Genomic DNA, 18,573 nt, shown 5'->3' with positions numbered 1-18,573 from the left:
CGGGAGTGTGTGTCCGCATTTTTTCGCCCCCCCGCTCCCGTCGGCCTCATATCTCGTACTCGAGGAGCTGGTGGTAGGCGCGGTTGCGGTAGACCAGCGGCTGCTCGTTCGAGATCTCCGCGCGGTCGGCGGCGACGATCACGATGTGGCTGGAGCCGGCGGCGACGCGCTCGATGATGCGGCCGCTGATCCAGCCGGCCGTCCCGTAGAGGACGGGCTCGCCGGTGGGCAGCTGATGCCAGTCGACCTGGGCGAAGCGGTCGATCCCCGAGGTCGCGAAGACCGTGGAGATCTGCCGCTGGTCCTCCGCCAGCAGGTTGATCGTCACCGTCCGGGCCCGCGAGAGCGCGGGCCAGGATGACGAGGAGTCGTTGATCGAGAAGGCGAGCACGGCCGGCTGCGCGGAGACGGAGATGACCGAGGTGGCGGTGAAGCCGAGCGGCCGGACCCCGTCGTTCAGCGTGATCACGGCGACCCCGGCGGGGTGGCGGCGGAACAGGCCGGCGAAGCTCTCCCGGTCCAGCGCGCCCTCGCGGGGCGAGGCCGGAGAGGACGGGGCCGCCGCGGCGGCGTCGGTCGTGGTGGTGGGGGCGGTGAGTGCGGTGTCAGACGACATGGAGTTCCCTCCTCGGATCGGTGCTGGTCGGTGCTGCGTCAGTCGTGCTGGTCGTGCTGGTGCCGGCCGGTCGGCCGATGCGGTCGGTCGTCGGCTCCGACGGGACGTCGCGCAGCAGGGGCAGCAGGTGCTGTCCGAGCCGTTCGACCTCCCGCAGGTACGGGGTGTCGGAGAGGACGAAGTGGCCGATCCCCAGGGAGCGGTAGATCCGCAGCGCGGCGGCGACCTCCTCGAAGGAGCCGACGAGCCAGGTCGTCGCCGCCCCGCGCCCGCCGACCTTCGCGGGAGCGGTGAACAGGACGTCGTCGAGCACATCGTCGGTGTCGGCGAGGGCCCGCACCCGCTCCTGGCCGACGGACGCCGCCCGGGACAGGGCGTCCGCGCTGTGCGCATCCGCGATCGGGCCGGCGCCTCCGTTCGAGGCGGTGCCTCCGTCCGGCGCGGCGCCGGCCGTCGGCCCGCCGGAGCGGGCGTTCTCCTCGGCGGTCATGCGGCCGACCCGTGCATAGGCCTCGCGCCAGGCGTCCTCGGAGCGCTCGCGGGCGACGACGGTGACCCGCAGCCCAAACTCGAGCGGGGCATGGCGTCGGCCGACCTCCTCGGAGAGCGCGCGCAGGCGGGCGATCCGCTCGCCGATCTGCGCATAGGTCTCGCCCCAGAACAGCTGGACGTCGGCCTCGGCGGCCGCGACGCGCTCGGCCTCCGGCGAGGCGCCGCCGAAGTAGAGCGTCGGATGGGGACGCTCGCCGTCGCCGCCGGCGACGGGCCGGGGCCCGAGGCGCGCTCCCGTGAGGGAGTAGAAGGCGCCGTGGTGGGTGACCTCCTCCTCCGTCCACAGCCGGCGCAGCACATGCAGGAACTCCTGCGTGCGGGCGTAGCGCTCGGCGCGGCCGGTGACGGCGTCCCCGTACTCGGCGATCCCGTCGGTGCCGCTGACGATGTTCAGCAGCAGGCGTCCGCCGGAGAGGCGGTCGAGGGTCGCGGCCGAGGCCGCGAGATGGGCGGGATCCCAGTAGCCGGGCCGCACCGCCACGAGCGGACGGAAGGTCTCCGTCCGGGCGGCGAGCGCGGTCGCGACGGTGAGGGTGTCGGGGCGGTGCCAGCCGGTGCCGATGAGGGCGCCCTCCCAGCCGGACGCCTCGACGGCGCGGGCGTGCTCGGCGAGGACGTCCAGGGAGCCGTGGTCCTCGCGGATCTCGTCGCCGCGATGCCCGGGGCGCAGCTGGTTGGGCACGTACCAGAGGAACCGGGGCGCGCTCATCGCTCGCCCCCATCGGCCGTGAGGGCGGGCTCGCGCGCGGGAGCGGTCGCGAGCGCCGGCGCGAGCGCGGGCTCGAGCTCGGGGGCGGTGCCGACGGGCGCACCGGTCGCCACCCCGGTGGGCAGCGGCAGACCGTAGTGCTCGCGCAGCGTGGTGCCCTCGTACTCGGTGCGGAACAGGCCGCGCTCCTGCAGGATCGGCACCACCAGGTCGACGAAGTCCTCGAGGCCCGAGGGCAGGACCGGGCCCATGACGTTGAAGCCGTCGGCCGCGCCGGCCTCGAACCACTCCTGGATCACGTCGGCGATCTGCTCGGGGGTGCCGGCGACGGTGAAGTGGCCGCGGCCGCCGGCGAGGCGGCCGATGAGCTCGCGGACCGTGAGGTCCTCGCGGCGGGCGAGGGACACGATCAGCGTGTACCGGGACTTGGCGCCCTCGATCTCGTCCTCCGCGGGGAGGTCCGCGGGCAGCTTCTCGTCGAGCCCGAGGGAGCCCGCGGGCAGGTGCAGGGTCGAGGTGAGCTGCTCGAGCGCGTAGCGGGGATGGACGAGGTCGTTCAGCTGCGCCTCCTTCTCGAGGGCCTCGGCCTCGGTGCGGCCGATGATCGGGACGATCCCCGGCAGGATCTTCACGCTGCTCGCGGAGCGGCCCGCGGCGACGGCGCGGGTGCGCACGTCCTCGGCGAAGGCGAGGGCGTCCTCGAGCCGCTGGTGGGCGGTGAAGACGGCCTCGGCGGTGCGCCCGGCGAGGTCCTTGCCGGCCTCGGAGGAGCCGGCCTGGACGAGCACCGGATGCACCTGCGGGGTGCGCGGCACGTTCAGCGGCCCGGCGACCCGGTAGTGGTCGCCCACATGGTCGGTCGCATGCACCTTCGAGGGGTCCGCCCAGACGGCGTTCTCCTTGTCGGCGATGATCGCGTCGGGCTCCCAGCCCTCCCAGAGCGAGGTGACGACGTCGACGAACTCCTCGGCCCGGGCGTAGCGGTCGGCGTGCGCGGGCAGCTCGTCGAGACCGAAGTTGCGGGCCGCGGCGAGATGGGCGGTGGTCACGATGTTCCAGCCGGCCCGGCCCTTGCTGATCAGGTCCAGGGAGGCGAAGCGGCGGGCGAGGTTGTAGGGGCTGTTGTAGCTGGTGGAGGCGGTGGCGATGAGGCCGATCCGCTCGGTCGCGACGGCGATCGCGCTCAGCAGCGTGATCGGCTCGAAGCCGGCGGAGGGCCGACGGCCCGGATCCTTGCCGAGGGCGGGCCCGTCGGCGAAGAAGATCGAGTCGAGCTTCCCGCGCTCGGCCGTGCGGGCCAGCTCGATGAAGTAGCCGACGTCGAGCCCGCGCAGCGGATCGGACTCGGGCAGGCGCCAGGCGGCCTCGTGGTGGCCCTCGGTCATGAGGAAGGCGTTGAGGTGGAGGCGGCGGGGCTGCTCGGGGGTGCTGTGCGCGGTCATGACGGGGTCCTCTCGGTGGACGGGACGGAAGCAGAATCGGGGCCGGTGTCCACGCCGAGCGCGGACAGCAGCTGTTCGCGCAGGGCGGGGATGCGCGGATGCGCGGCGGTGCGATCGGAGGGGAGGTCGACGCGCAGGTCGAGGGCGAAGCGGCCCTCGTCGATCGCGAGCACGCGGTCGGCCAGCAGCAGGGCCTCGTCGACGTCGTGCGTCACCAGCAGCACGGCGGGGCGATGGGACTGCAGCAGGGTCCTCAGCAGGGCGTGCATCTTCAGCCGGGTGAGGGCGTCGAGGGCGCCGAAGGGCTCGTCGGCCAGCAGCAGGCGGGGCTCGCCCACGAGGGCCCGGGCGATCGCGGCCCTCTGCTGCTCGCCGCCGGAGAGCTCATGCGGCCAGGACCTCTCGCGGCCGGCGAGGCCGACCTCCGCGAGGACCTCCGTGCCGCGGCGGCGGGCGGCGGAGCCGGGACGGCCCAGCACCACGTTGTCGAGGATCCGCAGCCACGGCAGCAGCCGCGAGTCCTGGAAGACGAGGGAGACGCGCTCGGGGACGAGCACCTCCCCGGAGCCGGCGACGGCGTCGTCGAGGCCGGCGACGGCCCGCAGCAGAGTCGACTTGCCGGAGCCGCTGCGGCCGATCAGTGCGACCACCTCGCCGGGGGCGATGTCGAGGTCGACGCCGTCCAGGACCGTGCGCTCGCCGAAGGAGCGGGTGAGGTCGCGGATGCGGAGTGCCGGTCCGGCCGACGGTGCGGGTCCGGCCGACGGCGCGGGTCCGGCCGACGGCGCCGGTGCGTCGGGCGCGGCCTCTGCGGCCGCGGCGAGGGTCAGCCCAGGGTGCGCTGCCATGACAGGACCCTCCTCTCCAGGGTGCGCACGAGCGCGTCGGAGACGAAGCCGAAGATCCCGTACACGAGCAGGCCGACGAGGATGATGTCGCTCTGCGCGTACAGCTGGGCCTGCGACATCATGTAGCCGATCCCGGAGGTGGCGTTGACGGTCTCGACGACGATCAGGGCCATCCACGAGCCGACGACGGCGAGCCGGAAGCCGACGAAGAAGCCGGGCAGCGCGCCGGGGACGAGCACCCACCGGATGTACTGGAGGCGGGTGAGGCCGAGGGACTCGGCGAGCTCCACATGCTTGGCGTCGATGCCGGTGAGCGCGGCATAGGTGTTGATGTAGATCGGGATGAGGACGCCTAGCGCCACCACCGTCACCTTGAACTCCTCGCCGATGCCAAGCCAGAGGATCAGCAGCGGGATCAGCGCGAGGTTCGGGATCGCGCGCTTGACCTGCATGGTGCCGTCGACGAACGACTCGCCGAGCCGGGTCAGGCCCGCGACGATCGCGAGCACGACGCCGGCGACGGTGCCGAGCAGGAGGCCCAGCAGCGCGCGGCTGAGGGAGGCGGAGGCGTGCTCGCCGAGGGTGCCGTCGGCGATGAGCCCCCAGGCGGTGCGGGCGACGACGTCGGGTCCGGTGAGCAGGCGCGGGTCGAGCAGCCCGGCCGACGACGCGGCCTGCCACACGACCACGATCGCGAGGGGCCCGAGCAGCCGGGCGCCGGGGAAGGAGCGTCGGCGGCCGAGCCGGCGGCGCCGGGACTGCGGGGAGATCGCGGGGGCCTCGAGGCCCGCCGCGTCCGGGGCCGCGGTTCCGAAGCCCGTCGCGGGGTCCGCGGCGGGGGAGGCGGCGATCGTGCTGGTGGTCGGGGCGGTGCCGGTCGCGGCGCCCGCCCGGGTCAGGGTGGTGGTCATGACTGCTCCTCGTCGGTGTCGTCCCAGGCCTCGTCGGCGGCTCGGGTATAGGTCGCGTCGACCGCGGCCGCGGCGTCGGTCTCGAAGCGGCGGTCGAACAGCTCCTCGGCGTCGAAGCTCTCCTCGATGAACCCGCCCTCGACCAGGAGGTCGATCGACGAGGCGGCCCATTCGACCGCGCGATCCCAGCTCTCCGGGAACAGCGGGGTGTTGACGGTCTCCCAGATGCGGTCGGCGTCCTCGGCGGTGACGCCCTGGTCCTCGACGTAGTACGCCTGCTTCCAGGCGTCGGGGTTCTCCCACGCCCAGACGTTGCCCTGGGCCCAGGCGCGCAGGTAGTCGCGGATCGCGAGCACGTTCGCCTCCTCGGCGAGCACGCTGGTGGGCGCCCAGATGATGCTGAGCAGGTCGGGGACCTCGGAGGGCAGGGTGATCGCCCCGTCGACCCCGTACTGCTCGATGTACTTGGTCAGGGTCGGCTCGCCGAGCGGCGCGACGTCGACCTGGTCGCCCTGCAGCGCCGTCACGAACTCGGTGCTGGGCAGGTCGATGAGCTCGACCTCCTCGTTGGCGATGCCGTTCCTGCGCAGGGTGCGCAGCACGGTGTCGCCCTGGGACTGGCCCTGGGAGAAGGCGATCCGCTTGCCCCGGAAGTCCTCGAAGCCGGCGATGCCGGAGGCGGCAGAGGTCGCGAAGATGTAGGAGGGGGTGGGGCGTTCGAGGACGCCGACGATGCGGGTGTCGAAGCCGATCGCATGCGCCTGGATGGGCGGCAGGATCGCATTGCTCGCGACGTCCAGGGAGTCGGCGCGGAAGGCCTGGATCACGTCGGGGCCGGCCCCGACGTTCACCCATTCGGAGACGGTGAAGGCCAGCGGGTCGATCGCGTCGCCCGCGGCGGCGAGCTGCAGCTCGGTGGTGCGACCGGCGAGCCGGAGGCTCGTGGTGGAGTCCGGCTCGCCGCTGGGGAGGGGATCCTCCGTCGAGTACTCCGCGGCCGAGGAGGTGGCCGAGGCGCATCCGGAGAGCGCCATCAGCGCCGCACCGGCGGTCAGGGCGGAGCCGCCCAGCAGGGTGCGGCGGGTGGGGAGCGCGCGGCGGGTGGGGGAGGTCATCGGCGGGGTCCTCTCTCGGACGGGGCGGGGCCGGTCGGGTCGCCGGATCTCGGCGGACCGCGCAGCCCCTCTATCTCTACAATCCCGACCGCTTTGGTCGGACATAAGAAAAGATAGGGGCCGGAGGGTGCGGCGGCCATCTCTGTGACGAAGGATGACCGGACGGTGGACGGAGCCGCGGGGCTACGCGCTCCGCGGCGGCGGCGCGGTCGACGCGCGGATGTGCAGCACGGGCTCGACCTGGCCGACCGTGTCGTGCAGGCGCCCCTCGAGGCGCTCGCGGATCATCTGCGCGGCCAGCCGCCCCATCTCCGCGCGGGGCTGGTTCACGCTGGTCAGCGGCGGGCGCACGGTCAGCGCGACCGCCGAGCTGTCGTAGCCGACGACGCTCAGCCGGTCCGGGACCGCGACCCCGAGGTCGGAGGCGCGGTGCAGCACGCGCACGGCGGCGATGTCGTTGGCCGCGAACACGGCGGTCGCCGCATCGCCCTCCCCGCGGCGGACGGCCCGCAGCAGCAGGTCGATGCCCTCGTCGGCCCGGTCGGGACCGACGACCCGCACCGCATCCCGCAGCCCGAGCCGTGAGGCCTCGGCGAGGAAGCCCGCGCGTCGGAGCGCGGGGCCGGGCCGCGAGGACAGGGTGACGTGCGCGAGCCGACGATGCCCGGCCTCGACCAGATGCCGCACGGCGAGCGCGGCCCCGGCCTCGTCGCGGCCGTGCACGTGGTCGACGCCGGGGACCTCGTCCTGCATGCGGCCGATGACGACCGTCGGCACCGACTGCGCGACCTGCTCGAGCATCGTCGGATCCAGCCAGCTGGTGACGGCGATGATGCCGTCGACGCGGAGGTCCAGCAGGCGCTGCAGGCCCTGGCCGAGGTGGGCGGTGTCGCGCCGCCCATGGGCGATGACGACGCCGAGGCCGATCGACTCGGCGTGCTGCTCGATGCCCGCGATGACGTCCGTGTGGTACGGGTTCCCGAGGTCGGTGGGGAGCACGCCGATCAGCCCGGTGCTGCGCCGGCGCAGGTGGCGGCCGTAGCCCAGTTCCCGGGCGGCGGCGAGCACCTTCCTGCGGGTCTCGGCGCCGACGCCGGGCCGCTCGTTCAGCGCGCCCGAGGCGGAGGCCGAGGAGACCCCGGCGGCGCGCGCGACGTCGGCGAGCGTCGGCCGGCCCGACGGACTGCCCGTCGGCCGGGCCGACGAGCCGGCCGACGAGCGAGCCGACGAGCGAGCCGACGGACGAGCCGACGGACGAGCGGGCGGGCGGGAAGCGGTCACGCGAGCATCACACCAGCCGAAAAGGCGGAACGACCTGCGGATCTGAAGACTTTCAGGAGAAATGGCCAGAGCGTGGCGGTCGGTTCACCCGGCGTTCACCGGGGGCCTGCGGACTGCTCATAGCGTGAGCGATGTGGCCGCCGGGCCGCCCTGGAGGCGCCCGCCGGGCCCGCCCCGAGAACCGAGGAGACACGTGACCACCGCTTCCCGCACCGCTGAGCCGACGACCGCCGAGCAGGGCGCCGACGCCGCTGCCGCGACCGCCGCGCCGACCGCCGCGCCGACCGTCGAACTGGCCGCCGAGCTGGCCGCCGAGCAGGCCCCGACGACCCCGCTGCCGGCGCCCCGCGCGCTGCTGCTGGACTTCGGCGGAGTCGTCGTGTCGACGACCTCCCGGGCGGGCTGGGCGCGCGAGCTGGCGGCCGAGATCGTGCGGCGCGCCGCGGCGCTCGAGGTCCCGCTCGATGCGCAGGACGTCGAGGCCTCGGTGCGGGCCGGCCGCACGGCCCTGTCGCTGTGGAAGAACGCGGCCTCGCGCCGCCTCGAGCCCCGCGAGCTCGGCTCCCGCGAGATCGTCGCCGACTTCCTGCTCGCCGACCTGCCGGACTCCGTGCGCAGCGCCCTCGCGCTCGACGCCGCCGACCTGCTGGCGATGATGGCGCTCATGGTCGCCGACCATCAGGTCCGGCCCGGGGTGCGCGAGCTCCTCGCCGAGTGCCGCGAGCGCGGGGTGCGCCTCGCGATCGTCTCCAACGCCCATTCGGGCGCCGCCCACCGCGGGATCCTCGCCGATGAGGGCCTCGAGGACTTCTTCGGCGTGCAGGTGTACTCCGACGAGGTCGGCATCCGCAAGCCGCACCCGGGGATGATCGGCCTCGCCGCCGGGGCCCTCGGCGTCGACCCGGCCGACTGCTGGTACGTCGGCGACACCCTGGACCGCGATGTCGCCGCGGGCCGCCGCGCCGGCGCGGGCGCCGTCGTCATCACCCGCGACCGCCGCACCGACACCCCGCCCTTCGACGTCGTCGACCGTCCCGACCTGGTGCTCGAGGATCCCAGCGGTCTCCTCGCCCCGCTGCGCGCCGCCCTCGAGGCGAGCGCCGCCGCCGAGACGAGCGCCGCCGCGGAGGCGGCTGAGACGGCGGCCCCGTCGGCCCGCCCGTCGGACCGGTCGTCGGACCATCCGGCGGCCCGCCCGGCGGCCCTGCCGGCGCTGCTGCTGGACCACGGCGGCGTCATCACCGGCTCGCAGCCCAACCCGCACCGCGACCGCGAGGTGGGAGCGCTGCTGGTGGCGATCTCCGAGCGCGTCGGCGCGCCCATCGACCAGGAGACCGCCGAGCGTGCGCTCGCCGAGGGCTGGGAGCGCCACCGCGCCCGCAAGCGCTCGGGCGATGCCGGCGCGCGGGTCGACGGCGGGGCCCTGCCCGTCGCCCACGCCGAGGTCGACCCGGCCGTGCTGTGGGGCGACCTGATCGGCGCTGAGCTGCCCGACTCGCTGCGCGCGGCGCTGCGGATCGAGGCCCCGCGGCTGTCCCTCGCGCTGCACCGCGCGAAGTCGCTGCCGGCGCCCCGCCCCGGGGCGCTCGAGCTGATCCGCTGGTGCCGCGAGCGCGGGATCGTCGTCGGGATCGTCTCGAACACGATCTCCGGCGCCGGCGTCCGCGAGATCCTCGAGGACTACGGCCTGACCGGGGCGATCGGCCCCGCCGCCTACTCCGACGAGATCGGCGTGCGCAAGCCCGGCGGCGAGATCTTCGAGGCCGCCCTCGCCGGCCTCGAGGCCGACCGCGCCGACGTCGTCTACGTCGGCGACAAGGTCCTCAACGACGGCCGCGGCGGCAAGGACGCCGGCATCGGCCACGTCTGCCTGCTGCGCGGCGGCAAGGACGCCGACGACGATCTCGCCGCCGCGCTCCGCGACGGCCATGCCGACCATGTGCTCGACGGGCCCGCCGACGTGATCGGCGTGCTCGCGGCCCTCCTCCCGGACGCGGCGCCCGCCGAGGCCGGCGCGCCCGCCTGACGGCGCCGCCCGCCGTCCCCGGCGGCGCCCACGACGCCCCCGTCCTCCACCATCCCGTCCCCGATACCGCTCGACCTCCCCAGATCTCCCTGATCCGAACGACCGTCCGCACCTCTCGAGCATCACCACCCGAAGGAGCAGTCCCATGTCCACCCAGGCCCCCCAGCCGACCCGCACCCCCGACGCCTCCGGCACGGACGAGCGCCGCGGCACCCTGCGCGGCACGATCGACGGCGTCCGCCGCCTCGAGCTGTCCACCTCGCAGAAGCTCATGGTGTTCGTGCTGTCCATGTCCCTCTTCGGACTCTCGAACATCATCCTCGAGATCATCCCCGACCTGTCCGTCGGCCCCGTCGACGTCTCCGTCGCCTACATGGTGTTCGTGCCGCTGACCATGGCGGCCCTGTTCTCCCCGTTCTGGGCCGCGCTCGGCGCGCCCCTCGGCGAGATCATCTTCACCGACCTGCTCATGGGCGACTTCTCCGGCCTCGCCGAGGTCGAGGGCTTCCTGCAGATGTTCCTCGCGATCTTCGTCGCGGGCTCGCTCATCCGCAATCCCCGCAGCCGCCCGCAGATCGTCGTCGGCGCCATCGTGCTGGTGCTGATCGACAAGGTCCTCTCGGCCGTCGTCGACCTCTCGAAGGTCTGGATCGGCGTCGAGGACGCCGAGCTCGTCGAGGGCCTGCCCCAGTCGATGCTCGCGCTCGAGATCATCGGCCTCGGCGTCGACGTCGTCATGAGCGGCATTCTGCTCGGCGCGCTGCCGGCGGTGTGGCTGATCCCGGCCCTCCACGGCCGCATCGAGCCCCTCATGGGCATGCGTCCCCGCGTCCCCGGCGAGCCGATCCCCGGCACCGCCCCGCGCACCCCGCTGTTCGTCGGCGTCGCCCTGCTGCTGTCGGTCGCGTCCTTCGGCTTCGCGTTCCTCGAGGCCTTCGACCTGTCCGCCGGCGCCTGGGAGCCCGACTTCATCGACCAGTTCGGCAACGGCTTCCTGCTGATCTCGGTCGCCGCGATCGCGGTCGTGCTGGTCGTCGCCGTGCTGCTGTTCCGCCTGTCCCGCAAGGCCGACGAGACCGGGGCCGAGCAGGCCTGACGGCCGGCTCGTCCCGCTCAGCCCGCACCGCACCGCACCGCTCAGTCCGCACCGCACCGCGCTCAGCGCACCGCTCACCGCGCTTCGCGCACCGCACTCCAGGAGTCATCGTGCACACCGTTCCCCCGATCACCGCCGCGGCCACCGTCCCCCAGCGGACGGAGCCGACGCGCCCGGACCCCGTGATCGTCGTGAAGGACCTGTCCTTCCGCTATCCCGGGACCGACCGCGACACCCTCCGCAACGTCGACCTCACGATCGACCGCGGGGACTTCGTGGCGGTGATCGGCGGGAACGGCTCCGCGAAGACCACCCTGTGCAAGACCTTCAACGGCCTCGTCCCCCACTACTGGAACGGGGACTTCGCCGGCAGCGTCCACGTCGACGGCACCGACACCTGGGACTCGAGCGTCGCGGAGCTCTCGCGCCGCGTCGGCTACGTCTACCAGGACTTCCAGAACCAGCTGGTCCGGCCGACGGTCCGCGACGAGGTCGCCTTCGGCCCCCTGAACTTCGGCCATGCCGACCATGCGGAGCGCACCGAGGAGGCCCTCGCCGCGCTCGGCATCTCCCACCTGCGCGACTCCTTCGTCTGGCAGCTCTCCGGCGGGCAGGCGCATCTGGTGGCCCTCGCCGCCGTGCTCGCGCTGCGCCCCGAGGTCATCGTCGTCGACGAGCCCGTCGCCGAGCTCGACCCCGCCCGCGCCCGCGAGATCTACCGGCGCCTGAAGGATCTCAACGAGACCCTCGGCGTCACCATCGTCACCATCGAGCACCATGCCGAGTTCGTCGCCGAGTTCGCCCGCAGCGTCGTGCTCATGGCCGACGGCGCGCCCGTCTGGCACCTCCCCGTCCAGGAGGCCATGGACCGCCACGACGACCTCGTCGCCCACGGCATCCCCGCGCCCGACGCCGTCTCCCTCACCGCCGCCGTCGGCGCCGACCCCGTCGCCCTCGACGTCGACACCGCGGTGCGCCTGCTGCGCCCGCACCTCAAGGCCCCCGAGCGCATCGTCGCCGCGGACCGCCCGTCGGACCCGGCTCTCTCGCCGGACGCGGCCCGCTCGTCGGACCCGCGCCCGACGGCGGAGGCGGTCGCCTCCCTGCAGGGCGTCAACCACGGCTACCGCACCGTCAAGGGCGATCTCGCCCCCGTGCTCGTCGACCTCGACCTCGACCTGCGCGACGGCGAGCGGATCGCGCTGGTCGGCACCAACGGCGCCGGCAAGTCGACCCTCATGAAGCTGCTGACCGGGCTGATCGTGCCGCGCAGCGGCACCGTCGTCGTCGACGGCATCGACACCCGCAGCCGCTCGGCCGCCCGCATGGCCGACCACGTCTCGTACCTGTACCAGCACCCGCAGCGGATGTTCCTCAAGGACACCGTCCGCGCCGACATCGCCCTGTTCCCGACCGGCCGCCGCGTCCCCGACGCCGAGCAGCTCGTCGACCAGGTCATCGACCGCGTCGGCCTCGAGGCCCTCGCCGAGCGCGACGGCCGCACCCTCTCCGGCGGGCAGCAGCGCCGCGCCACCATCGGCATCGGCCTGGCGATGCGCCCTCGCCTGCTGCTGCTCGACGAGCCCACCTCGAGCCTCGACATCCGCTCGCGCGACGACGTCACGGGCATGCTCGCGACGCTCTCCGAGTCCGTCCGCTGCTCCGTCGTCGCGACCCACGACATGGACCTGGTGGCCGCCTGGGCCAGCCGCGTCATCGTGCTGGACCAGGGCCGGGTGCTCGCGGACATGACCCCGCGCGAGCTCTTCGCCCGCCCCGACCTGACCGCCGTCGCGCGGCTCACCCCGCCGCAGGCCGCCCGCATCGGCGGCGGCCTCGGCCTCGATCCGATCCCCCTGACCGCCGACGAGCTCCGCTCCCGCCTGCACCTCGCGCAGCCGGCCGCGGACGCCCCGGCGCTCGCCCCGATGCTCGTCCCGGCCGGTGCCGCCGCCCCCGCGGCCCGCCCCTCGAAGGAGTCCTGATGGCCCGCTCGACCCATGACGTCCTCAGCGTGGAATGGGTGCGCCTCGAGCTGCTGCGCACCGCCTACTCCACCCGCGGCGGGCTCTTCTCCCGCATGGACCCGCGCATGGTCATCGCCTGGTACCTGATCCTGGCGATCGCCCCCTGGCTCACCCACAGCGTGCCCGTGCTGATCGGACTGTTCCTCCTGGGCGTCGTCTCCGTGATCCTCGCGAGGGTCGGACCGCTGGTGCTGGGCCTGTTCATCATCGGCCTCGGCGGCAACGTGCTGGGCCTGTTCCTCGCCTCGATCCTCTTCGGCGGCGACCTCGGCACCCTCGTCGCGCTCGCGGAGCTGAACCTCAAGCTCGGCGCCGTGTCCATGGCCTCGATGGCGGCCTTCGTCTCGCTCGACCCGGAGAAGCTGTCCGACGGGCTGCTCGCGCTGCGGGCCCCCGAGCTGCTCGCCTTCGGCGTCAGCTACGGCTACCGGATGCTGCCGATCCTCGTGGACGAGTACGTGACGGTCTTCGAGGGCCAGCGCCTGCGCCACGCCCCGCCCGCGACCCGCGGACTGTTCGGCTGGCGGGTGGTGCTGCAGTGGTGCGTCCTCGCGGTCACGGCGTTCTACCCGATCATGCTGAACACGGCGAAGAACGTGCGCACCACCGTCGAGGCCCTCGAGACCCGCGGCTTCACCTACGGCTCCGACAGCCCCCAGGGCCGCAAGCTCCGCCTCGCGCACCTCAGGATCACGACGCTCGACATCGTCGTCGTCGCCGTCACCGCCGTGATCGTCGTCGCGATCTTCGTGACCGCCCCGTCGGCCGCGACCGCGATCAGCGCGCTCGCCGGCTGACGCGCGGGCCCGTCGGCCGACGGGCGCGCGCAGGCCGACGGACGGTCGTCGGCCGACGGGCGCACGCGGGCCGACGCAGCCGCGCAGACCGACGGACGCGCGCAGGCCCGGACCTCATGGTCCGGGCCTGCGTCCCTGCGGGGCGGAGGTCAGTCGTCCGCGGACTCGGGGTGGCGGACGATGCTGACGACGGCGGCGACGAGGCCGCCCCAGACGGTGACGATCGCGACGATCATCATGACGACGGCGGATGCGGACACGGGGTCCTCCTTCGGGACGGACGGATGAGGGGACGAGCGGGCCGGCGGTCGGGTCAGAACCCCGCGGGGGAGCGGAGCTCGTGCGGGGTGCCGGCGTCGACGCTCAGGTCGAGACCGCGGCCGGCGACGACCTCGGGGGCGATCGGATCGCCGTCGGAGTCGGCCTTGTGAAGGTTCGAGCTCGCGGGCCAGGGGATCAGCGAGAGCAGGATGCCGACCACCAGCAGCGACAGCGCCATCAGCCAGCCGAACACGATGTTGAACCAGCCGGGATAGCCGGAGTAGGTCGTCGGCGAGGTGATCAGCGAGATCGTCGAGGAGATCAGGGAGATGCCCAGGACGAGCGGCGCGATGACCGCCACGCAGGCGATCCACCAGCGGCCGATCGGGAAGGTGCCCCGATGGTTCAGATGGTCGCGCAGCGTCGGCAGGCCCCGCACCACGTAGGACACGACGATCGTGGAGACCAGCGCCGCCGCGACGATGCCGTACTCGTTGACCCACTTGTCCAGCACGTCCAGCAGCGGCAGGCCCATGGTCGTGGAAAACAGGACCGTGGAGACGACCGCGAGCGGTACGCACACCCACAGGGTCGAGGACAGGCGGCCCAGGCCGAACTTGTCCTGGATCGCGGCGATGACGACCTCGACGATCGAGATCATCGAGGTGAAGCCCGCCAGCACCAGGGAGCCGAAGAACAGCACGCCGATGAGGGCGCCGGCCGGGGCCTCGGAGATGATCGCCGGGAACGCGATGAACGCCAGGCCGATGCCCGAGGAGACCACCTCGGAGACCTCCACGCCCTGCGCCTGCGCCATGAAGCCCAGCGCCGAGAACACGCCGATGCCGCAGAGGATCTCGAAGCTCGAGTTCGCGAAGCCGACGACGAGGCCGGAGCCCGTCAGGTCGGTCCGCTTCTTCAGGTACGACGAGTAGGTGAGCATGATGCCGAAGGCCACCGACAGCGAGAAGAAGATCTGGCCGTAGGCGGCGACCCACACGCCCGGGTGCAGCAGGGCGCCCCAGTGCGGGCGGAACAGGGCCTCGAGGCCGTCGATCGCACCGGGGAGGAACAGCGATCGCACCACGAGGATCACGAACATGACCACGAGCAGCGGGATGAAGATGATCGAGCTGGCCGCGATGCCCTTCTGCACGCCGAGCGCCATCACGATGATCGTCGCCGCCCAGAGGATGACCATCGAGATCAGCACCGCCGGCACGATGTCGAAGGAGATGCGCACGTCCTCGCCGCCGAGGGCCTGCGTGAAGCTGCCGAAGAAGGCGTCGGGGTCATCGCCCCAGCTCTTGTCGAGGGAGAAGCCCACGTAGTTCAGGGCCCAGGCGAGGATGAGCGCGTAGTAGAGCGCGATGATCACGCAGATCAGCACCTGCCACCAGCCGATGAACTCGGTCCAGCGGCGGAAGCGCCGCCACGCGGTGGGGGCGGAGCCGCGCCAGCGGTGCCCGATCGCGTAGTCGAGGAACAGCAGCGGGATGCCCGCGGTCAGCAGCGCGACGAGGTACGGCAGGATGAACGCGCCGCCGCCGTTCTCGTAGGCCACCGCGGGGAACCGCCAGATGTTGCCGAGGCCGACGGCCGAGCCGATCGCCGCGAAGATGAAGGCCGTGCGGCCGGCGAAGGCACCGCGGTCGGCGCTCCCGCGGGCCGGGGAGCCGGCGTCGGCCGGGGCGCCGGCGCCGGACGGGGGTGGGGTGGATGCGCTCACGGGTTCGCCTCCGGGGGGAGAAGTGGGGGTGGGACGGGGATTGCGATCGTAATGCGCGGACACACAGGTCCGCATTCTGGACGCGATATGACCGCCCCTCGGACATTCGGGGGCGACCGTCGGCTAGCCTCCCAGCCATGGCTGCCACCCCCACGACGTCGTCCGGTCCCGCATCCACCGACCCCGCATCCACCGGTGGGGAGCCCTCCGCCCCCGGGCCCTCCGCCCCCGGGCCCTCCGCGCCCGAGCCCTCCGCCCCCGACGTCCCGTCGACCGCGTATCTCGCGCAGCTCGACGAGGAGCGCGAGGCGGCGATGCGCACCGCCTCCCATCCCGGCTCGCCCTTCGCCGGCGCCGACGCGGCGCTCCGCGACCGCCTCGAGGACCTCGTCGACGCGGGCGCCCCGGAGACGATCGCGCTCCTGCACGATCTCGCCGCGCATCCCGAGACCGCCTTCGCCGAGCACCGCAGCGCCCGCGAGATCGTCCGCCTCCTCGCCGCGCACGGCATCGACGCGCAGCTCGGCGTCCACGGCCTCGAGACCGCGATCCGCGCGGAGCTCCCGGGAGCGGGGGACCGGGACGGAGCCGACGGAGCCGGTGGCGCCGGTGGGGACGGTGGGTCCGGCGCCGCCGCGGGGCCGACGACGGCGATCCTGCTCGAGTACGACGCGCTGCCGGGGATCGGCCACGGCTGCGGCCACAACCTGATCGCGGCGATGGGCCTCGGCGCGTTCCTCGCGCTCGCCGAGCTCGCCCGCGAGGACCCGTCGGCCGTGCCGGGACGGGTCGTGCTGCTGGGGACCCCCGCCGAGGAGGGCCGCACCGGCAAGGAGCACATGGCCCGCGAGGGCGCCTTCGACGGGATCGACGCGGCGGTCATGGCGCACCCCTATCCCGGCTACGACCTGGCCGATCAGGTGTGGCTGGGGCGTCGGACCCTCACCGTCGCGTTCCACGGCCGCACCGCCCACGCCTCGGCCCAGCCGTTCATGGGCCGCAACGCCCTCGACGCCGCGAGCCTCATGTACCAGGGCATCGGGCTCATGCGGCAGCAGACCCCGCCGTCGGACCGCGTCCATGCGGTGATCCGCGAGGGCGGCGAGCGCGCGAGCGTCATCCCCGACGAGGCGGTGCTGGACCTGTACGTCCGCTCGCAGCGGCCCGAGACCCTGCGCGACCTCTCCCGCCGCGTCGAGGACGTCGCCCGCGGGGCCGCCCGCATGACCGGCTGCGGCGTCGACGTGCACTGGGACGAGGACCCGCCGTCGCTCCCGGTGCGCACGAACGAGGCGCTTACGGGCCGCTGGGTCGAGGCGCAGCGCCGCCGCGGGCGCGACCCGCTGCCGCTCGGCGTCGTCTCGACGGCTCTCGCGGCCTCGACCGACTTCGGGAACGTCAGCGTCCGCGTGCCGGGCATGCATCCGCTGATCCGCATCGCCCCCGCCGAGACCGCCCTGCACACGCGCGGTTTCGCCGCCGCGGCGGTCTCCGAGCAGGCCGAGGCCGCGGTGACCGACGGCGCCTACGGGCTCGCGGCGAGCGTCCTCGACCTCCTGCACGACCCGCAGCTCGCCGCGGCCGTCGCTGCCGAGTTCGCGGACGCCGGGGGAGCGCTCGACGTCCCCTCGTACTTCGCGCCCGACGAAGCGCCTGCCGCGGAAGCGCCCGCGGATGCGGCGGCGAGCGCGGGCGCGGCGGCGGACACGACGGAGGATGCGGCGGAGGACGCGGCGGCGGACGTCGCCCTGCGGGATCGGCTGCGGGCCCTGCCCGGGTTTCCGCCCGCGCTGCCGGTCCTCGACCCGGCGACGGTGCCCGCGGACCCGCGCGAGCTCGTCGCCGCCTGGCTCGACGAGGCGATCGCCAGCGGCGCCCGCCAGGGCCACGCGATGACCCTCACGACGATCGCCGAGGACGGAGCGCCCGTCGGCCGCACCCTCATCCTCAAGGACGTCACCGAGGAGGGGTACTGCTTCTCCACGCACGCGTCCTCCCGCAAGGGCCGACAGCTCGCCGCGGACCCGCGCGCGTCGATGCTGTTCTTCTGGCGCGAGAGCGGACGGCAGGTGCGGATCACCGGCGAGGTCGTCGCCCTCGACGATGCGACCGCGCAGCGCGACTGGGAGGAGCGGCCCACCTACGACGGGCGCCCGAACCCTGACTGGCGCGTGTATGCGCTGCGGCCGACGGAGATCGAGGTCATGCAGGCCCGCGAGGACCGTCGGCACGTGCGGATCGAGTACCGGCTGGTCGACGGCGGCGACAGCGGCAGCGAGGGCGGCGGCGCGGGCGCCCGCTGGACGCACGGGCCGGTCGCGACGCCCGCGGGCTGAGCCGCGCCGGCCAGCCGGCGGCAGGCTGCGACTGCGGCCGACGGCCGAGCCGCGGGCTCAGGCGCGGGCGGGGCGCTCGAGCACGAAGCGGCGGTGGGGCCGGCCGTAGGCGGGGACGGCCCCGTCGCCGGCGCGGAAACCGAGCTTCGCGAGCACATGCGCCGAGGCGTCGTTCCCGGCGTCGGCGAGCGCGACCAGGCGCGGCAGAGCGAGCGGGCCGAAGGCCGCGTCGACGCAGAGCCGCGCCGCCTCCGTGCCGATCCCGCGGCCCCAGTGCGAGCGGGCGAGGGTGTAGCCGAGCTCGACCCCGTGCTCGGTGACCTCGAGGCCGGCATCGCCGACGAGCCGGCCGTCGGCCGCATCGAGGACCGCCCAGAAGGCGAAGCCGTGCTCCTCCTGATGGCGCCGGTAGTCGGTGATCATCGCGGCGCTCTGCGCGGGCGTCGTCGGCCGGCCGTCGCCCACGAACCGCATGACCTCCGCATCCCCGTAGACCGCGTGCATGCCGCGCCCCGCGGCCGCGTCGAGGCCGTCGGCGGCGGTGAAGGGGCGCAGCAGCACGCGGGCGCCGCGCAGGGGGAGGACGGGGGCGGCGGGGGAGGACGGTGCGGAGAGGCGGAGGGAGTCGGTGCGGCGTGCGGGCATGGGGTCAGTATCGTGCCGTCGGTCGCTTCCGTCGGACGCCTCCGCCGATCGGCCGACGATCTCCGGCGGCCGGCCCAGGTCGATCGGACGGGCGCCGGCGCCGAAAGTCGGGTGCGCCGGGACCCGTCGGCCGGGCAGGATGGGACGGTCCCGCGGTGCGGGGCGGCGATCGACCGGTTCCG

General features: G+C 74.0%; 15 protein-coding genes and 1 pseudogene. 6 read left to right on the top strand and 10 right to left on the bottom strand.

Annotation, left to right across the window (positions count from 1 at the left end; all coding sequences use genetic code 11):
* Window positions 1-46: 46 nt before the first annotated feature.
* The 7 genes from ACXET9_RS14830 to ACXET9_RS14800 all read right to left on the bottom strand — a co-directional run bounded on the left by ACXET9_RS14830 (window position 47) and on the right by ACXET9_RS14800 (window position 7,474).
* Window positions 47-616 (bottom strand): flavin reductase family protein, encoded by a 570-nt coding sequence (locus ACXET9_RS14830; RefSeq protein WP_457887457.1) that lies wholly within the window; start codon window positions 614-616, stop codon window positions 47-49.
* Window positions 606-1,877: an LLM class flavin-dependent oxidoreductase gene (locus ACXET9_RS14825; RefSeq protein WP_457887456.1), complete on the bottom strand. Its 1,272-nt coding sequence runs from the start codon at window positions 1,875-1,877 to the stop codon at window positions 606-608. Before ACXET9_RS14825 ends, ACXET9_RS14830 begins: the two co-directional genes overlap by 11 nt.
* Window positions 1,874-3,319 (bottom strand): LLM class flavin-dependent oxidoreductase, encoded by a 1,446-nt coding sequence (locus ACXET9_RS14820; protein WP_457887455.1) that lies wholly within the window; start codon window positions 3,317-3,319, stop codon window positions 1,874-1,876. Before ACXET9_RS14820 ends, ACXET9_RS14825 begins: the two co-directional genes overlap by 4 nt.
* Entirely contained in the window at window positions 3,316-4,167 is an 852-nt protein-coding gene (locus ACXET9_RS14815; protein WP_457887454.1) for an ABC transporter ATP-binding protein, read from the bottom strand. Before ACXET9_RS14815 ends, ACXET9_RS14820 begins: the two co-directional genes overlap by 4 nt.
* The gene (locus tag ACXET9_RS14810; protein ID WP_457887453.1) at window positions 4,146-5,078 is read right to left on the bottom strand and encodes an ABC transporter permease; all 933 of its coding nucleotides are present in this window, start codon (window positions 5,076-5,078) and stop codon (window positions 4,146-4,148) included. Before ACXET9_RS14810 ends, ACXET9_RS14815 begins: the two co-directional genes overlap by 22 nt.
* Window positions 5,075-6,193: an ABC transporter substrate-binding protein gene (locus tag ACXET9_RS14805; RefSeq protein WP_457887452.1), complete on the bottom strand. Its 1,119-nt coding sequence runs from the start codon at window positions 6,191-6,193 to the stop codon at window positions 5,075-5,077. Before ACXET9_RS14805 ends, ACXET9_RS14810 begins: the two co-directional genes overlap by 4 nt.
* Before the next feature lie 183 nt (window positions 6,194-6,376).
* A complete protein-coding gene (locus tag ACXET9_RS14800) occupies window positions 6,377-7,474 on the bottom strand; it encodes a LacI family DNA-binding transcriptional regulator (protein WP_457887451.1) in 1,098 nt (365 codons plus the stop codon).
* Between the two features lie 193 nt (window positions 7,475-7,667).
* Here ACXET9_RS14800 and ACXET9_RS14795 point away from each other — a divergent pair, with 193 nt between their 5' ends.
* The 4 genes from ACXET9_RS14795 to ACXET9_RS14780 all read left to right on the top strand — a co-directional run bounded on the left by ACXET9_RS14795 (window position 7,668) and on the right by ACXET9_RS14780 (window position 13,420).
* Window positions 7,668-9,500: an HAD-IIIA family hydrolase gene (locus ACXET9_RS14795; protein WP_457887450.1), complete on the top strand. Its 1,833-nt coding sequence runs from the start codon at window positions 7,668-7,670 to the stop codon at window positions 9,498-9,500.
* Window positions 9,501-9,645: 145 nt separating this feature from the next.
* Window positions 9,646-10,596 (top strand): cell division protein FtsQ, encoded by a 951-nt coding sequence (locus ACXET9_RS14790; protein WP_457887449.1) that lies wholly within the window; start codon window positions 9,646-9,648, stop codon window positions 10,594-10,596.
* Window positions 10,597-10,706: 110 nt separating this feature from the next.
* Window positions 10,707-12,581 (top strand): ABC transporter ATP-binding protein, encoded by a 1,875-nt coding sequence (locus tag ACXET9_RS14785; RefSeq protein WP_457887448.1) that lies wholly within the window; start codon window positions 10,707-10,709, stop codon window positions 12,579-12,581.
* Complete coding sequence (locus ACXET9_RS14780; protein ID WP_457887447.1) at window positions 12,581-13,420, top strand: energy-coupling factor transporter transmembrane component T family protein; 840 nt, start codon at window positions 12,581-12,583, stop codon at window positions 13,418-13,420. Before ACXET9_RS14785 ends, ACXET9_RS14780 begins: the two co-directional genes overlap by 1 nt.
* 149 nt (window positions 13,421-13,569) lie before the next feature.
* On the opposite strand, the gene ACXET9_RS14775 is transcribed toward ACXET9_RS14780, so the two are convergent.
* Window positions 13,570-13,680 (bottom strand): methionine/alanine import family NSS transporter small subunit, encoded by a 111-nt coding sequence (locus ACXET9_RS14775; protein WP_457887446.1) that lies wholly within the window; start codon window positions 13,678-13,680, stop codon window positions 13,570-13,572.
* Between the two features lie 53 nt (window positions 13,681-13,733).
* A complete protein-coding gene (locus ACXET9_RS14770; RefSeq protein WP_457887445.1) occupies window positions 13,734-15,410 on the bottom strand; it encodes a sodium-dependent transporter in 1,677 nt (558 codons plus the stop codon).
* 137 nt (window positions 15,411-15,547) lie between these two features.
* On the opposite strand from ACXET9_RS14770, the pseudogene ACXET9_RS14765 reads away from it, so the two are divergent.
* Window positions 15,548-17,047, top strand: a pseudogene (locus ACXET9_RS14765) (amidohydrolase); the annotation flags it as partial.
* 177 nt (window positions 17,048-17,224) lie between these two features.
* Window positions 17,225-17,746 (top strand): pyridoxine/pyridoxamine 5'-phosphate oxidase, encoded by a 522-nt coding sequence (locus ACXET9_RS14760; protein ID WP_457887460.1) that lies wholly within the window; start codon window positions 17,225-17,227, stop codon window positions 17,744-17,746.
* Window positions 17,747-17,803: 57 nt separating this feature from the next.
* Here ACXET9_RS14760 and ACXET9_RS14755 read toward each other — a convergent pair whose 3' ends face one another.
* Window positions 17,804-18,391: a GNAT family N-acetyltransferase gene (locus tag ACXET9_RS14755; RefSeq protein WP_457887444.1), complete on the bottom strand. Its 588-nt coding sequence runs from the start codon at window positions 18,389-18,391 to the stop codon at window positions 17,804-17,806.
* Between the last annotated feature and the right edge of the window lie 182 nt (window positions 18,392-18,573).

The sequence above is a fragment of the Brachybacterium netajii (SeqCode) genome (assembly GCF_054114245.1).
Note: the sequence above shows the minus strand (reverse complement) of the source record. Positions and strands in the feature narration are given on the sequence as shown.

Bases quoted from the DNA above. Each gene is read 5' to 3' on its own strand.
- ACXET9_RS14830 (WP_457887457.1), bottom strand. From the start codon at position 616: ATGTCGTCTGACACCGCACTCACCGCCCCCACCACCACGACCGACGCC.
- ACXET9_RS14825 (WP_457887456.1), bottom strand. From the start codon at position 1,877: ATGAGCGCGCCCCGGTTCCTCTGGTACGTGCCCAACCAGCTGCGCCCC.
- ACXET9_RS14820 (WP_457887455.1), bottom strand. From the start codon at position 3,319: ATGACCGCGCACAGCACCCCCGAGCAGCCCCGCCGCCTCCACCTCAAC.
- ACXET9_RS14815 (WP_457887454.1), bottom strand. From the start codon at position 4,167: ATGGCAGCGCACCCTGGGCTGACCCTCGCCGCGGCCGCAGAGGCCGCG.
- ACXET9_RS14810 (WP_457887453.1), bottom strand. From the start codon at position 5,078: ATGACCACCACCCTGACCCGGGCGGGCGCCGCGACCGGCACCGCCCCG.
- ACXET9_RS14805 (WP_457887452.1), bottom strand. From the start codon at position 6,193: ATGACCTCCCCCACCCGCCGCGCGCTCCCCACCCGCCGCACCCTGCTG.
- ACXET9_RS14790 (WP_457887449.1), top strand. From the start codon at position 9,646: ATGTCCACCCAGGCCCCCCAGCCGACCCGCACCCCCGACGCCTCCGGC.
- ACXET9_RS14780 (WP_457887447.1), top strand. From the start codon at position 12,581: ATGGCCCGCTCGACCCATGACGTCCTCAGCGTGGAATGGGTGCGCCTC.
- ACXET9_RS14755 (WP_457887444.1), bottom strand. From the start codon at position 18,391: ATGCCCGCACGCCGCACCGACTCCCTCCGCCTCTCCGCACCGTCCTCC.